The sequence below is a fragment of the Mesorhizobium sp. M0074 genome (assembly GCF_040322975.1).
In the GTDB taxonomy this organism is placed as follows: domain Bacteria; phylum Pseudomonadota; class Alphaproteobacteria; order Rhizobiales; family Rhizobiaceae; genus Mesorhizobium.
Genome location: NZ_JAMYUM010000007.1, coordinates 19,645 through 35,067, shown reverse-complemented (window position 1 = coordinate 35,067; position 15,423 = coordinate 19,645). Strand labels below are relative to the sequence as shown.

The following is a 15,423-nucleotide window of genomic DNA, read 5'->3' as shown; positions in this document are numbered from 1 at the left end:
TATCTTTCAGTGTGATGGTTTTCGTTGGCGCAGTTGCCATTGGGCAAGCACCACGAGCAAAACGGAGGCGACGAGCACGATCGTCGCGATGGCATTGATCTCCGGCGTGACCCCGCGCCGGATCGAGGCGAAGACATAGATCGGCAATGTCGTCTGTGCGCCGGCGACGAAGAAAGCGACAATGAAATCGTCGAAGGAGAATGTGAAGGCGAGCAGGAAGCCGGCGATCACCGCCGGCATGATCTGCGGCAACACGATGCTGCGGAACGTCGTCAGCGGGGTAGCGTAAAGATCGCTCGAGGCCTCGACCAGATTGCGGTCGAGGCTGCCGAGGCGCGTGCCGACAATCATCGCCACCAGCGCCATCGAAAACAGCCCGTGCGCGGCGATGATCGAGCCATAGCCGAGCGCCAGGCGCGGTGGCTGGTCGTTCGGCCACAGCGAAGCGACAAACGGGTTGACCACCCCGAATAGCTGGACCAGCGCGACCAGCGTCGAGATGCCGATGACGACGCCAGGAACGACGATCGCAGCACCCAAAAGCGCATCGAAGACGGCTCGCGTCCGCGCGCCGACACGCGCCAGGCCAAGCGCGGCCGCCGTGCCGCACAGCGCCGCCAGCAAGGCGCTGGTCGTGGCGATGAACAGGCTGTTCTTCAGCGCTTCGACCAGGAACGGGTTTGCCAGGGCCTTGCCGTACCATTGCACCGAGAAGCCAGTGAACTCGCTGGCGTGGTGGCCGGCGTTAAACGAAAACAGCACCACCAGCGCGATCGGCAGGTAGAGAAAGGCAAAGACCGCAACGACGAAGGCACGCATCAGATCAGGTCCACCCGGCGGGCACCCGAAAGCCGGGTCGAAATGCGGTTCGCGGCAAGCAGCACGACCACTGAAACCGCCACAAGTGTGATGGCGATTGCCGATCCAAATGGCCAGTTGCGCGATTGCAGGAACAGATCGACCAGCGCGTTGCCGATGAAGAAGACCTTGCCGCCGCCGAGTAGCGTCGGGATCAGATATTCGCCGAGCAGCAGGATCATGACCAGCGAGAAGCCGGTCATCACACCTGGCAGCGACAGCCGCAGCGTCACGCCGAGGAATGTCGAGATCGGCGTCGCGCCGAGATCGGCGGAGGCCTCCAGTAGCCGGCGGTCGAGCCGCTCGAGGCTGACATAGATCGGCAGGATCATCAGCGGCAGATAACCATAGACGATACCGAGCAGAACCGCTCCCGGCGTGTTGATCAGCCGCACGTCCTCCAGCCCGACATAGGCCAGCAGAGCTGGGATGCCGCGCCCGCCAAGCACATACATCCAGGCATAGGTTCGCATCAGCAGGCTGGTCCAGAACGGGATGACGACAAGCGCCAGCAGGATCAGCCGCCACCGTTCCGGCGCGCGCAAAGCGAGGTAATAGGCGACCGGATAGGCAACGAGAAGACAGGCCAGTGCGCCCGCCGGCGCCAGCACCATGGTGTTCCAGAAGGCAGTCGCCCGCGCCGGAAGATTGGCATACTGCGCCAAGGTGAAAGCGGCCTGATAGCCGCCTTCCGGCGCCCGCTCGCCGACGCTGAAAACGGCGATCGCCACGAACGGCAAAACTAAAAACACCACCAGCCACGCCGTTGCTGGACCGAGCAGCAGGGCGGTCAGGAGATTGTGACGAAGGACATTGCTGCGCATTGAAAAAGCCGCCCGGTGCCGGCGGACATCTGCCCGCCGGGTGAGTTGCCTGCATCGAGCCTGTGGCCTGCCCGGTTCAAGCCGACTTGAAGCGTGCCATCAATTCGGCCCGGCCCGGATCGGTTAGCGTTGCAGCCGCACCGAATTCGAGCGGCTTCAGCAGATCCGCCGCCGGATAGAGGATCGGATTGTCCAGCACCTCCTTGGGCAGCAGCGCATTGACCCGCGCATCGGTGGAAGGCGCACCGTTGGCCAGGTGCTCCTTGACCGCGACTTTCGGGTTCATCAAATAGTTGAGCAAGGCATAGCCGGCAGGCTTGTTCGGCGCATCCTTGGGTATTGCGTAGAAGTCGGTCCAGATCTCGCCGCCTTCCTTGCCAAGCACGTAGGCGATTTCGGGGATGTCGCGGTGGAGCTGCGCCCCGTCATTGGTCCAGCACATCGTCATCCAGGCGTCGCCGGCACGCATCGACGGCTGGTAGTCGCTGGAGACCGCGAACAGATGCGGCTTGACCTTCAGCAGCAATTCCTCCGCCTTGGCGAGTTCGTCCGGCTTCAGCGAGTTGAACGAGAAGCCGAAATATTTCAGCGCGTTGCCGATCGTGGTCAGTTGGTAATCATGAACCATGGTCCGGCCGTCACCCTCCGCCATGGCCGTGTCCCAGAATTCCTTCCAGCTCGTCATCGGCTTGGTCAGTTTCTTGGTGTTGACGGCAAATCCGGTGGTGCCCCAATTCTTCGGCACAGCGTAGGTCACCCCGTCGATGGTGCCTTCCCCAGTGAAGCGCGGGTCTTCTTGCGAGCCGTCATAATTGGCAAGCTTGGCCATATCCAGCGCTTCGATGATGCCAAGCTTCTTGTAAGTCGAGATCGTGTAGTTGGTCGGAACGAAAAGGCTCCAGCCCGAGGCGCCGGCCTGCAGCTTGGCCAGCATCTCCTCGTTTGACCCGAACACGTTCACCTCGACGGCAACGCCGGTTTCGGCCTTGAAATTCTCGAACGTCGCCGGGTCGTGATAATTGGGCCAGGTGGCAATCGACATGCGGTCGCCAAGCCCCTCCTGGGCGAAGGCCGGCGACGGCATGATGCCGAGTTGGCGGGCCATTACTGCCGTTGCGATGCCTAGGCCGGTGAGGCCAAGGAACTCGCGGCGGCCGATGGAACCGCGCTTGAGGCGCATCAACTGGTCGATGAATTTTTCAGGGCTTATCGGCAGTCCGTCACGATACGATTTCGACATTTTTGTTTTCCCTCTGGTTGGTCCCGTTATTCTCCGGAAACGCCAGCGGCGTTCCGGCTGTAAAGCCGACGGCGACGGGTTCACCCGGCTTGAAGAGATTTCCACCGCCAACCAGATGGTCGGCCTTGGCGAGCAGTGTCCCGATGCCTTGGACCTCGATTGCATATTCCGCGGTGGAACCGAGAAAGATCCGGTTGCGGACAAGCCCGTTCAGCCGGCCGCTTCCGGGCGCGCCGAGACTTAAGGATTCAGGACGCAGGCTGACCGAGACGGCTTCGCCCTGGGCTAGCGAAGTGCGCTTGCGCGCGGCGATGACGGTGCCGTCGGCAAGCGCTACCTCGACGAGCTTGCCCGAGAGCCCGACGACCTTGCCGCTCAAGAGATTGGTCTTGCCGACGAAATCGGCGACGAAGAGGTCGGCGGGTTCGTCGTAGATTTCGCTCGGCTGCCCAAGCTGGACGATGCGCCCGCCATTCATGACGCAGACGAAATCGCTCATCGACAGTGCCTCTTCCTGATCGTGGGTGACCAGGACGAAGGTGATGCCGATCTCGCGCTGCAGGTTCTGCAGCTCTATCTGCATGTCGGTGCGCAGCTTCTTGTCGAGCGCCGCCAGGGGCTCGTCGAGCAGCAGCACCGCCGGCTTGTTGACCAGCGCCCGCGCCAGGGCGACACGCTGCTGCTGGCCGCCGGAAAGCTCATGGATCTTGCGGCGTCCATAGCCGGCGAGCCGAACCATGGCGAGCGCCTCGCCTGCCTTCAGGCTGATCTCCCGCGACGACAGGCGCGGCCGCGCCTGGCGTAGGCCATAGGCGACGTTGTCCGCCACATCCAGATGCGGAAACAACGCATATTGCTGGAACACCATGTTGACCGGCCGCCGATAGGGCGGCGTGCCGGCCATGTCGCGGCCACGGATGAATACCACACCTTCGCTTGGCTGTTCGAAACCGCCGATCATGCGCAAACAGGTTGTCTTGCCGCAGCCGGACGGCCCGAGCAACGCGACAAAGGCAGACGGCGGGATGGCAAGATCGATGCCGCTGACCGCGATCACGCTGCCGTAGCGTTTGGTGACCCCGCGAAACTCGATGTCGGGCACTGCGGTCAAAGCTGCGGGCTCCAGCGGCTAGTTGGTCTCGAAACGCTATCAGAGCCAATGGCGGCTAGTATATACCTCCCAGGTGGTATATTTCGTCTATTTTCTCGTCTGGAGGGGTATGAATTGGGCGTTTCACGCAGCGATGAATACAGCCGGCTCGCTGCGCTCATCGCAGCGACGCGGGAGACGAGCGGCGAGCTTTTCGGCAAGGCGATGGTCGCCTGGCTCCGCCAGCATGTCAGTTTCGATCATTGCGTGATCTTCGGCTATCGCGGCGCCTCACGCCCGCCGCTGCTGTTCGAGACATTCTCGCCGGCCGAAAGCCACGTCTTCGTCGCGCTCTATCAGGAAGGGCCTTATCTGCTCGATCCGTTCCACCATGCGGCAGTCGAGCGCAAGGAAGGCTTTTGGCGCATGCGCGAATTGGCGCCGGATCGCTTCTATGCCAGCGAATATTACCGCTCCTATTACAGCCAGACCAGGCTTGCGGAGGAGGTCGGCTTTTTCGTGCCGCTGCCGGGAAAGGACGCGCTGGTGGTCTCGCTAATGCGATTGCGCGCTTCGGGGCCGTTCGGAACCGCCGATGCCAGGTTGCTGCGCGACATGGCGCCTGCGGTGATCAGCCTCGTCAGGCTGCGCTGGCCTACCCTTCCGGCTGACGGACCGGTTGGGACGAAGCAAGACGAGGCGATTGCTCCGGTCAGTGACTTCGAACGTGCTCACATCTGGAAGAGCCTTTCACTCACGCCGCGCGAACAGCATGTCGTCGATCTGGTGCTTCAGGGCCATTCCACGGAATCGATTGCCAGGGCGATGCGCATCGTGCCGGGAACCGTAAAAGTTCATCGCCGCAACATTTACCGCAAGCTCAAGATAAAGTCGCAGGCGGGTCTGTTCGCGCGTTTTGTCGAGATCATGGACGCACGGATTCGGTAGTCCCAAGTTCAGCCGGCAGCGCCGTCCCAGGAACCGGTTTCGGCCATCTGCCTGAGCCGGGGTGCCACTCGAAAGACATCCTTGCCGGTCTGCTGGTGCCAGTGATCCAGCCGCCGGATGATCTTGTCCACGCCTTCGAGGCTCGCCCAGAACATCGGCCCGCCCTTGCCGACCGGGAAGCCGTAGCCGTTGACCCAGACGACGTCGATATCGGAGGCGCGGGCGGCAATCTTTTCCTTGAGGATTTTGGCGCCCTCGTTGATCATCGGATAGAGCGTCCGCTCGATGATCTCCTCGGCGCCGATCGCGCGCGGTGCAATATCGCGCTCGGCAGCCTTGTTGCGGATCAGCGCCTCGACATCGGGATCGGGCAGCGGCGTGCGCGAACCGCCTTCGTAGCGATAGAAGCCGCTGCCGGTCTTCTGGCCGAAATGTCCCTGTTCGCACAACGCATCGGCGATCACGGCCGTCTGGCCACGCGCCTTGCGGTTGCGCCAGCCTATGTCGAGGCCGGCGAGATCGCTCATCTCGAACGGCCCCATCGGCCAGCCGAAATCGGTGAACACCTGGTCGACCTGGCGCGGCATTGCGCCTTCCAGCAGAAGCGTCTCCAGTTCCGCACCGCGCGCCGCCAGCATGCGGTTGCCGACGAAGCCGTGGCAGACGCCGACAACGACCGGCACCTTGCCGATCCGCCGTGCCAGATCGACGATGGTCGCCAGCACGTCGGGCGAAGTCTTGTCGGCGCGGACGATTTCCAAAAGCTTCATGACGTTAGCCGGCGAAAAGAAATGCATGCCGAGGAGATCTTGCGGCCGCGACGTCGAACCGGCGATTTCGTTGACGTCGAGATAGGAGGTGTTGGTGGCGAGGATCGCGCCCGGTTTGGCCACGGCATCGAGCCTGCCGAAGACATCCTTCTTGACCGCCATCTCCTCGAACACGGCCTCGACGATCAGGTCGCAATCGGCAAGATCGGCATAGTCGGTGGAACCCTTGAACAACCCAAGCCGTTGGCGCTTGGCGTCTTCGCTCAGCGAGCCGCGGATGACGGAAACGGCATAATTCTTGTTGATCGTCGCCAGCCCGCGCTGCAAGGCCTCGTGTGTCGCTTCCAGCAAGGTCACGGGGACGCCGCCGTTGGCGAACGCCATGGCGATGCCGCCGCCCATCGTGCCGGCGCCGATGACGCCGACCCGGGCGATCTTGCGCCTGACGACGTCCTTGCCGGCAATCTTTGCCGCCTCACGTTCAGCGAAGAACAAATGCCGCTGCGCGCGTGATTGGTCCCCGGCGACAAGCTTGACGAACAGGTCGCGCTCCGCCGCCAGCGCTTCGTCGAAGGGCAGCGTCAGGGCGTTGCGGATCGACTGCGCACAGGCGATCGGCGCCTCGAGGCCGCGTGCTTTGCCGGCAAGCACTGCCGCTTCCTTGTCGAACGCCGGCAAGTCGGCCTGGTCGAGGCGATCATTGCGGTCGCGCACCGGCGTGAACGGACCGCCTTTCGCGGCCGTTTCGTTGGCGAAATTCACCGCTTGCGCGGTCAGGTCGCCATCGAAGACGGCATCCACCAGGCCGGCGGCGAGCGCCTCGGCCGCACCGATCGGCGTTCCCGAAACGATCATGCTGAGTGCCTTCAGCGGACCAACCAAGCGCGGCAGGCGAACCGTGCCGCCGCCGCCCGGCAGCAGGCCGAGCTTGACTTCCGGCAGGCCGAGCCTTGCCGTTCGGTCGGCAACACGGAAATGGCAGCCGAGCGCCAGTTCCAGGCCGCCGCCGAGCGCAGTGCCGTGAATGGCCGCGACCGTCGGCTTGGCGATGGTTTCCAGCATGGCGACTAGGGCGCCCAGGTCCGGTTGCCGCGCCGGCTTGCCGAATTCGGTGATGTCGGCGCCGGCGACGAAGGTCCGCCCGGCACATGCTATCACGATTGCTCGGACCGACGGCTCGTCGCGCAGGGAAACGAGCGCCTGCATCAGCGGCTCGCGCACATGGAAGCTCAGCGCGTTGACCGGCGGATTGTCGATGCTCACCACCGCGACGTTGCCGTGCCTTGTAGTGCTGACGAAATCGGACACGCAAACCTCACGCAATGATGTTGGCCAATAGCGCGACGGGATTTACAGCGCTGGCATGCGGATGGGAACCACGTGTTTTGCGGGCCGGATCGATATCCCCTCGCCGCCGGGTGGCCTTGCCTTAGCGCAGCGCCTTCTGCCCGCCGGCGGCGGTGATGACGCCGACGATGATCAGCCCTGTCAGCACCAGGCGGACGCCGACGCTGACACCGAATGTGTTGAGCATGGTCAACAGCAGCACCAGGAACAGCGCCGCGCCCCAGACCCCCGGCACATTGGCCTTGCCGCCCGCCACCGACGTGCCGCCGATGACGACGACCGCGATCGAGGCCAGCAGATACTCATTGCCGATATCGACATTGGCGCCGCGGAAATAGCCGGCGAGCAGTGCGCCGTCGAGGCCGCCGAGCGCGCCCGACAGCGTGTAGGTGAGGAAGCGGGTGCGGCCGACATTGACGCCGGCCAGCCAGGCAGCGCGGATGTTCTGGCCGATCGCCAGCACCGAGCGTCCGTAGATCATGCGCTGCAAAATGATGCCGGCGCCGATGGTGAACAGCACGGTGAGGATCGCCAGCACCGGGATGCCGAAGATCTGCCAGTTGGTGAAATCGGCAAAGCCCGGCGGCGGCTTGATCTGCAGGCCCCGCCCATAGCTGATATCGACCGACTGGATGACGAAGCTGGCCGACAGCGTCGCGATGATCGGCGGAATGCGCAGCGCCCAGATCAGCAGATAGTTGACGGCGCCGATCGTCATGCCGCAGGCAAGCGCTGCCAGCAGGCCGACCGCGATCATCGCATCATTGCCGTCCATGACCTTCATGGCGACGGCGCTGGCAAGGCCGATATTGGCCGGCAGCGACAGGTCGACATTGCCCGGCCCGAGCGTGATGACGAACATCTGCCCGACGCCGACGATGACGGTGAAGACGGCGAGCGACAGCGCCGCCGTGATCATGCCGCCGCCGCCATAGCCGCCGGTGAAGGCGATGGTCGCCAGCCACACCAGCAGCGCCCCGAAGAACGACCAGATCCAGGGTCTGGCGAGCAGTGTCCGCAGCGATGCCATGCTCACCTCTCCCTGCGGCTGATCAGCACCCGCGCCGCCAGCACGATGATCAGGATGGCGCCATTGGCGGCGACCTGCCAGTCGGGCGGAATGTGCATGAACGTCAAGAGGGGCGATGCCGCCAGCGCCAGCGTCAGCGCGCCGATGACGGCGCCGATCGGCGACACCCGGCCGCCGACGAACTCGCCGCCGCCGAGGATGACGCCGGCGATCGAAAGCAGCGTGTAGCCATTGCCGATATTGGCATCGGCCGAGGTGGTGATGCCGATCAGCGCCATGCCGGACAAAACGCCGAACAGGCCGGTCAGCGCAAACAGGGCGATCTTGGTGCGCAGCAGCGACCAGCCGGCGCGTTTGAGTGCGGCTGAATTGCCGCCCGATCCACGCAGGATGACGCCGTAGGAGGTGCGCATCAGGCCAAAGTGGACGACGGCTGCGATCAGCAATGCCGCGATGATCGGGAACGGAATGAAGGGTGGCTTGAAGGCCATCAGCGCCAGCAGCCAGTCCGGCGCCTTGCCGCCGGGCTTGGGCAGGATGAGGATGGCCATGCCCTGCCAGACAAAACTCATGCCGAGCGTCACCACGATAGAGGGCAGGTTGCGCAGATGGATCAGCGCGCCGAGCAGCGCGTAGACGCCGATCGACCCGAGCAGGATCACGACGCCGAGCAGCGGCGCGTCCTTCAGCCATGTCGCCGTCACGCAGCCGACGAAGCCGACAAAGGTGCCAATCGACAGATCGAGCTCGTTGCCGGCGATGACGAACATCTGCGCGATCGTCGCCAGAGCGATCGGGATCGCCAGATTGAGCATCAGGCTGAAACCGAAATAGCTGATGGCGCGCGGGTTGAGCCAGGCGATGGCGATGAGCACCAGCGCCAGCGACAGTGCCGGCAGCAGGCTGCGCAGCATGCGCGCCCGCCTCGTGGCGCGAGCCGAAGATTTTAGCCCATTCTCGACGGATACCGCTGTCATCTCAGGCCGCATCGCCGAACGACGACTGGATGATCTTTTCCTCCGTCAGTTCGTCGCGACGAAGGTTGGCGACGATCCGGCCGTTCTTGAACACATAGATGTGGTCGCAATTGTCGAGCTCTTCGGTTTCGGTGGTGTACCAGAGGAAAGTGCGGCCATGGCGAGCCTCCTCGCGCACCAGGTCGTAGACTTCGAGCTTGGTGCCGATGTCGACGCCGCGCATCGGATCGTCCATCAGCACGATCTTGGCGTCGGAGCCGAGCGCCCGCGCGAACAGCGCCTTCTGCTGGTTGCCGCCGGACAGCGAGAAGATGTTGTTGTTCATGTCGGGCGTACGGATGCCGATTTTCCGCTGCCACAACTCGGCGAGCTCGGCTTCGCGCTGCGGCGAGATCAAGAGGCCGTTGCGCAATCGCGCCAGCGAACGGATGCCGATGTTCTCGGCGATCGACCATTGCGGAAAAATCCCGTCCGACTGGCGGTCGCCGGCAACCAGCGCCACCGGCGCGGCGACCTCGATGCCGGTCTTGGCACGGGAAGCCGCGGCAAAGATCGCCAGCAAAAGGTCCGTCTGCCCATGCCCGGCAAGTCCGGCAAGGCCGATGATCTCACCGGCACGGGCGACGAGCTCGTTGCCGTCCTGCTGTCGCGCCGGGCGCGCCCGGACCCGCAGCGGGCCGGGCTCCGGCTTGCCGCTCGCAATCTCTGCGGCGGTCTTCTCGCGCGCCTCCGCTCCGCCCATCGCCGTCACCAGCCTGTCGCGGTCGAAGGCGTCGGCCTGCCCGGCGGCGACCACCTTGCCGTCGCGCATCACCACGATGCGGTCGGCATTTCCGAGCACTTCGCCCAACACATGCGAGATCAGGATGCAGCTCTTGCCGGCGGCGATGAAGCGGCGCACGAACGCCAGCAGCTGGCCGGCGGTATGCGCGTCGAGCGAGGATGTCGGCTCGTCGAGGATAACCAGCTCGAGCGGCTCCTGCGTGACCGTGAAGGCGCGCGCCACCTCCACCATCTGCCGGCTGGTGATGGAAAGATCACCGACGATGTCGAATGCCGAGATGCTGTGGCCGGGGAAGATCTCGTCGAGCTTGGCGGCGATCAGATCGGCCGCCTTGCGCCGCCAGCCGAAGCCATGCAGCGACGCGTGGTTGATCCGCGTGTTCTCGGCGACGCTGAGGTTCGGGCAGAGCGACAGCTCCTGGAACACACAGCGTATGCCGAGCTGCTGCGCGCGCGGCACCGAATAACTTGCCTCGACATCGCCGCGGACCGCGATCTGCCCGCTGTCGGGGGCAAGCGTGCCCGCCACCATATGCATGAGCGTCGATTTTCCGGCGCCGTTATGGCCGACGAGACCGACGCATTCTCCGGCACGAACGCTGAAATCGACACCGGCGAGCGCCCTGACGGCGCCGAAATGTTTTTCGGCTCCGTCCAGTCTTATGATGTCCAAACTGACGGCGCCGAAAAGCTTTTCGGCGCCGTCCGGCATGATGATGTCTGCATTGGCCTCGGGCATCCCTCAACGATACCCGGTTATCCGTGGCGGCAACAATAGTGCCATGCTCACTTGATGTTGGCCTTGATCGCCGCGATGGCGTCTTCCTGCGTGTATTCGTGGCTGGCGACGCCGCCCTTCGGAATCTTCGGCAGCGCGGCCTCGAAATCGTCCTGGGTGAAGGCAAGATAGGGCACCAGCAGGTCGTGCGGCACGTCGGTGCGGCCGTCGAGGACCTGCTGCGCCACCCAGAAGGCAAGCGTCGATACGCCCGGTGCGATCGATGCCGACCAGGTCTGGTAACCGTCCTTTTCCTTCTGCTCCTTCCACCACTGCAACTCGTCCTGGCGATTGCCCATGATGATGGTCGGGCGTGGCTTGCCGGCGGCGGCGAAAGCCTGCGCCGCACCGTAGCCGTCACCGCCCTGGTCGACGACCCCGACAACATCCGGCAGCGAAGGCAGGATCGTCGCTACGGCTTTCTGTGCCGTGGTCTGGTCCCAGTCGCCGGTCACCGAGCCGACGATCTTGAACTCGGGATGGGCAGCGACGCCTTCGAGGATGCCGGCATGGATGGCATCGTCGATCGAGGTGCCGGCGAGGCCGCGGATTTCCAGCAGGTTGCCGCCCTTGGGCTGGAACTTGGCCATCTGCTCGACTTCCTGCTTGCCCATGTCCTTGAAGTCGACGACGACGCGGTAGGCGCAGGGTTCGGTGACGATGCCGTCGAAGGAGACGACGACGATGCCGGCGTCGCAGGCCTGCTTGATGGCGCCGTTGAGCGCATCCGGAGACGCCGCGTTGATGACGATCGCGTCATAGCCCTGCAGGATCAGGTTCTGCACCTGGGCTGCCTGCGTCGGCACTTCCTTGTCGGCCGTCGTGAAGACGTCCGCGGCGCCGACCACCTTGTCGGCAACCGCCTTCTTGGTAACGATGGCGTAGCTGTCCAGCATCGCCTGCCGCCAGGAATTGCCGGCGTAATTGTTGGAGAAGGCGATTTTCTTGCCGCTGGTGTCGGCAAGCGCGGTACCTGCGGCGAGCATCGCCGCAAGAGCCCCCAAAATGAATATTTTCCTCATGTCATACTCCTCCCGTGAGTTGCTGTCTTACTGGTGGTTAATGGCTGGCTGGTGGGGTATTGGCTGATACGCTCACAATCTTGTTTTTTATCTATTATCAGACAAATGCAGATAGGCGGCAAGCTGTCAACAGCAATCCATGGCCGGCGATCAACTTGCGGTGCAATCATTGAAACCGGTTCGACTCCTGGTCTAGGGATGGCACTGGAGACCGATTGAATGGCAACGAACCTTGCCCCGGGTGCACCCGGCATTCCGGCACGCTGGACGTCGAGCGCCAAGAGCGGCGTCGGCACCGCGCTGTCGCCGGCCTGCCCGATCTGGTTCACCATCAGCCACGGTATCCTCAACGAAATCTACTATCCGCGCCTCGATAGCGCCTGCACCCGCGATCTGGGGCTGATCGTCACCGGACCCGACGGCTATTTCTCGGAAGAAAAACGCGACGCCGAACACAGTATCGAACCCCTGGCGGACGGGGTGCCTGCCTACCGGCTGGTCAACACCGCAAGCGATGGAACCTACAGGATCGAAAAGCGCATCCTGACGGATCCGGAACGTCCCGTCTTGCTGCAGGAGATTATGTTCACGCCGCTCAAAGGCGCGGCCGCCGACTACCGCGTCTACGCGCTGCTGGCACCGCACCTCGTCAACGCCGGCATGGGCAACACCGCCTGGATCGACGACCATGAAGGACAGCCTGTCCTGTTTGCATCGGGACGCGGCACCTGCCTGGCGCTCGCCTCGTCGCTGCCGTGGAAGGCGTGCTCGGCCGGCTATGTCGGCGTCTCCGACGGCTGGCAGCAGCTTCGTCAAGGCGGCCGGCTCGATCCGGCCTGCCGCAGGGCCGAGGACGGCAATGTCGCGCTGACCGGCGAGATCGCCTTTTCGGCTGCGAACCCCAAAATATTGCTGGCACTGGGCTTCGGCACGACGCCGCAACAGGCGGCGGAAACTGCTTTCGCCAGCCTGAAGCAAGGTTTTGGGCCCGCAGCCAGATCCTACGTCGACAAATGGCGCAAATGGCAGGCCGGATTGCTGCCGCTGGACCGGCATGCGGCGTCCGGCCTCAACAGCTACCGCCTCAGCACGGCGGTGCTGGCGGCACACCGATCGTCTGCCGGAGCAGCCGTTGCCAGCCTGTCGATCCCGTGGGGCTTCAACAAGGGCGACGACGACCTCGGCGGCTATCACCTGGTCTGGCCGCGCGATCTGGTCGAAACCGCCGGCGGCTTCCTCGCCGCCGGCGACCCGGCGGAAGCCTTGCGCATCCTTGGCTATCTGCGCGCGATCCAGGAGCCGGACGGCCGTTGGCCGCAGAACGCCTGGCTCGACGGATCGGCCTATTGGCCGGGCATCCAGATGGACGAATGCGCCTTCCCGCTGCTGCTTGCCGACGCACTGCGCCGCGCCGGCCATTTGCCGCCCGCCGCACTCTCCTCCTTCATGCCGATGATCGAGCGCGCTGCCGCCTATGTCGTGCGCAACGGCCCCGTCACCGGCGAGGACCGCTGGGAGGAAGACGCCGGCTACAGCCCGTTCACGCTTGCCGTCGAGATCGCCGCATTGCTAGCGGCTGCGGACATCTTCGATGCCGCCGGCAAAACAGAGCCGGCAAACTATCTGCGCGAAACCGCCGATGTCTGGAACGATCAGATCGAACGCTGGACCTACGTCGCCGGTAGCTCCTCGGGCGATGAAGCCGGCGTCGAGGGCTACTATGTCCGCATTGCGCCGCCCGATAAAGCCGGCGCGGCATCGCCGAAAGACGGCTACGTCCCGATCAAGAACCGCCCGCCGGCGGATACGGACCGGCCGGCCAAGGCGATCGTCAGCCCGGATGCGCTGGCGCTGGTCCGCTTCGGCCTCAGGGCAGCCGACGATCCGCGCATCCTCGACACGGTCAAGGTCATCGACGCGCAATTGCGCTGCGAACTGCCGCAGGGCCCGCTCTGGTACCGCTACAATGGCGATGGCTATGGCGAGCATGCCGACGGCGCGCCCTTCGATGGAACCGGCCGGGGCCGGCCCTGGCCGCTGCTGGTCGGCGAGCGCGCTCATTACGAGCTGGCGGCAGGCCGTAGGGATAGTGCGGCAAGCCTGCTCAGGACGTTCGAGAACTCTGCCGGACCGGGCGGCCTGCTACCGGAGCAGGTCTGGGACGGTCCCGACATGCCGGAGCGCGAATTGCGGCATGGCGGGCCCTCCGGCAGCGCCAAGCCGCTGGTCTGGGCGCATTCCGAGCACATCAAGCTGCTGCGGTCGCTGCGCGACGGCACGGTGTTCGACATGCCGCCGCAAGGCGTCAAGCGCTATATCGAGGGCAGGACGGTGTCGCGCTTCAGGGCATGGCGCTTCAACCACAAGATCCGTACCATCCCGGCAGGCAAGGCGCTGCGCATCGAACTTCTGGCCCGGGCGCTGGTTCATTGGAGCAGCGACAATTGGGCAACCGTCCATGACACCGAGACCACCGCGAATGCTTTCGGCATCCATCTTGCGGAATTGCCGGTTGCCGAGATTGCTCCGGGCAATAGCATTGTCTTCACTTTCTTCTGGCCCGATAGCGGCCATTGGGAGAATGCTGACTTTTCTGTCGGCATCGGCGATACCGGATAGAGCATGATCCCGCAAAGTGGAGACCGGTTTTCGGAAAAGATCATGCTTCAATCACAGCGCCACTAGATCATCGATCCCTCAAGTAAGGCAGGACGAGACTATGCAGATAGGAATGATGGGACTGGGCCGGATGGGCGCCAACATGGTTCGGCGCCTGCTGCGTGATGGCCACGAATGCGTCGTCTACGATATCAACCCGGCGAGCGTCGCCGCGCTTGTGAGCGCCGGCGCGGTCGGAGCCGCCTCGATGGAGGAGTTCGTCGGCAAGCTGGCGAAGCCGCGCAGCGCCTGGCTGATGCTGCCTGCGGCGATCACCGGCAAGATCGTCGACCAGGTGGCTGCCCTGATGGAGCCGGGCGACATCATCATAGACGGCGGCAATTCCTATTATCACGAGGCCGTCGACCACGCCGCGCGCCTCGCCTTGAAAGGCTTGAGCTATGTCGATGTCGGCACCAGCGGCGGCGTCTGGGGCCTCGAGCGCGGCTACTGCCTGATGATCGGCGGCCCCGACAGCGCGGTCCAGCATCTCGATCCGGTCTTCGCAACGCTGGCGCCGGGCGCCGACGCCGCTTCGCCCGCCCCTGGCAAGGATGCCGGAACCGCTCCCTTCGGCTATCTCCACTGCGGACCAAGCGGCGCCGGCCATTTCGTCAAGATGGTCCATAACGGCATCGAATATGGCGTCATGGCCGCCTATGCCGAAGGCATGAACATCCTGAAGTCGGCGAATGCCGGCAAACGGCAGCGCACCGTCGACGCCGAAACCAGCCCGCTGGAAAACCCGCAATATTACCAGTTCGACATCGACATCGCTGAAGTGGCCGAGGTCTGGCGGCACGGCAGCGTCATCGGCTCGTGGCTGCTCGACCTGACGGCCGGCGTACTGAAGGCCGATTCGTCGTTGACGCAGTTCGGCGGGCGGGTCTCGGATTCCGGCGAAGGCCGCTGGACGCTGAAGGCGGCGATCGACACCGGCGTGCCGGCGCCGGTGCTGTCCTCGGCGCTGTTCGACAGGTTCTCCTCGCAAGGCGAATCCGAATTCGCCGACAAGCTTCTGTCCGCCATGCGCTATGCCTTTGGCGGCCATGTCGAAAAACCCAAAGCCGGCTCGTGACGGGCGACAGGGAGGCACGC

At 64.2% G+C, this 15,423-nt stretch carries 12 protein-coding genes; 3 read left to right on the top strand and 9 right to left on the bottom strand.

The genetic code is table 11. The features are described from left to right. Positions 1 to 6: 6 nt before the first annotated feature. From NKJ73_RS11550 to NKJ73_RS11535, 4 genes are all read right to left on the bottom strand, one after another. Complete coding sequence (locus tag NKJ73_RS11550; RefSeq protein WP_292657203.1) at positions 7 to 819, bottom strand: ABC transporter permease; 813 nt, start codon at positions 817 to 819, stop codon at positions 7 to 9. Further along, positions 819 to 1,682, bottom strand: coding sequence for an ABC transporter permease (locus NKJ73_RS11545; protein WP_023678185.1), 864 nt, complete (start codon positions 1,680 to 1,682; stop codon positions 819 to 821). The genes NKJ73_RS11550 and NKJ73_RS11545 overlap by 1 nt, the downstream gene beginning before the upstream one ends. Positions 1,683 to 1,758: 76 nt before the next feature. After that, positions 1,759 to 2,922 (bottom strand): ABC transporter substrate-binding protein, encoded by a 1,164-nt coding sequence (locus NKJ73_RS11540; RefSeq protein ID WP_352569467.1) that lies wholly within the window; start codon positions 2,920 to 2,922, stop codon positions 1,759 to 1,761. Then, positions 2,903 to 4,033: an ABC transporter ATP-binding protein gene (locus NKJ73_RS11535; protein WP_023678187.1), complete on the bottom strand. Its 1,131-nt coding sequence runs from the start codon at positions 4,031 to 4,033 to the stop codon at positions 2,903 to 2,905. The genes NKJ73_RS11540 and NKJ73_RS11535 overlap by 20 nt, the downstream gene beginning before the upstream one ends. Before the next feature lie 114 nt (positions 4,034 to 4,147). Between NKJ73_RS11535 and NKJ73_RS11530 the strand changes: the two genes are divergently transcribed. Then, entirely contained in the window at positions 4,148 to 4,960 is an 813-nt protein-coding gene (locus NKJ73_RS11530) for a helix-turn-helix domain-containing protein (RefSeq protein WP_023678188.1), read from the top strand. 8 nt (positions 4,961 to 4,968) lie between these two features. On the opposite strand, the gene NKJ73_RS11525 is transcribed toward NKJ73_RS11530, so the two are convergent. The 5 genes from NKJ73_RS11525 to NKJ73_RS11505 all read right to left on the bottom strand — a co-directional run bounded on the left by NKJ73_RS11525 (position 4,969) and on the right by NKJ73_RS11505 (position 11,667). Continuing rightward, positions 4,969 to 7,038, bottom strand: a complete 2,070-nt coding sequence (locus tag NKJ73_RS11525; protein ID WP_352569466.1) for a 3-hydroxyacyl-CoA dehydrogenase NAD-binding domain-containing protein — start codon at positions 7,036 to 7,038, stop codon at positions 4,969 to 4,971. 121 nt (positions 7,039 to 7,159) lie between these two features. After that, entirely contained in the window at positions 7,160 to 8,107 is a 948-nt protein-coding gene (locus NKJ73_RS11520; protein ID WP_352569465.1) for an ABC transporter permease, read from the bottom strand. Between the two features lie 2 nt (positions 8,108 to 8,109). After that, a complete protein-coding gene (locus NKJ73_RS11515; protein WP_023678190.1) occupies positions 8,110 to 9,084 on the bottom strand; it encodes an ABC transporter permease in 975 nt (324 codons plus the stop codon). A gap of 1 nt (position 9,085) precedes the next feature. Then, on the bottom strand, positions 9,086 to 10,579 hold the full coding sequence (locus NKJ73_RS11510; RefSeq protein WP_352569616.1) for a sugar ABC transporter ATP-binding protein: 1,494 nt from the start codon (positions 10,577 to 10,579) through the stop codon (positions 9,086 to 9,088). Between the two features lie 74 nt (positions 10,580 to 10,653). Beyond that, positions 10,654 to 11,667 carry an ABC transporter substrate-binding protein gene (locus NKJ73_RS11505; protein WP_352569463.1) on the bottom strand — a complete coding sequence of 338 codons (1,014 nt, stop codon included), beginning with the start codon at positions 11,665 to 11,667 and terminating at the stop codon, positions 10,654 to 10,656. A 219-nt stretch (positions 11,668 to 11,886) separates the two neighbouring features. Between NKJ73_RS11505 and NKJ73_RS11500 the strand changes: the two genes are divergently transcribed. Further along, entirely contained in the window at positions 11,887 to 14,286 is a 2,400-nt protein-coding gene (locus NKJ73_RS11500) for a glucan 1,4-alpha-glucosidase (RefSeq protein ID WP_352569461.1), read from the top strand. Positions 14,287 to 14,386: 100 nt separating this feature from the next. Then, positions 14,387 to 15,403, top strand: a complete 1,017-nt coding sequence (gnd, locus tag NKJ73_RS11495) for a phosphogluconate dehydrogenase (NAD(+)-dependent, decarboxylating) (protein ID WP_352569460.1) — start codon at positions 14,387 to 14,389, stop codon at positions 15,401 to 15,403. The last annotated feature ends 20 nt before the right edge of the window (positions 15,404 to 15,423 follow it).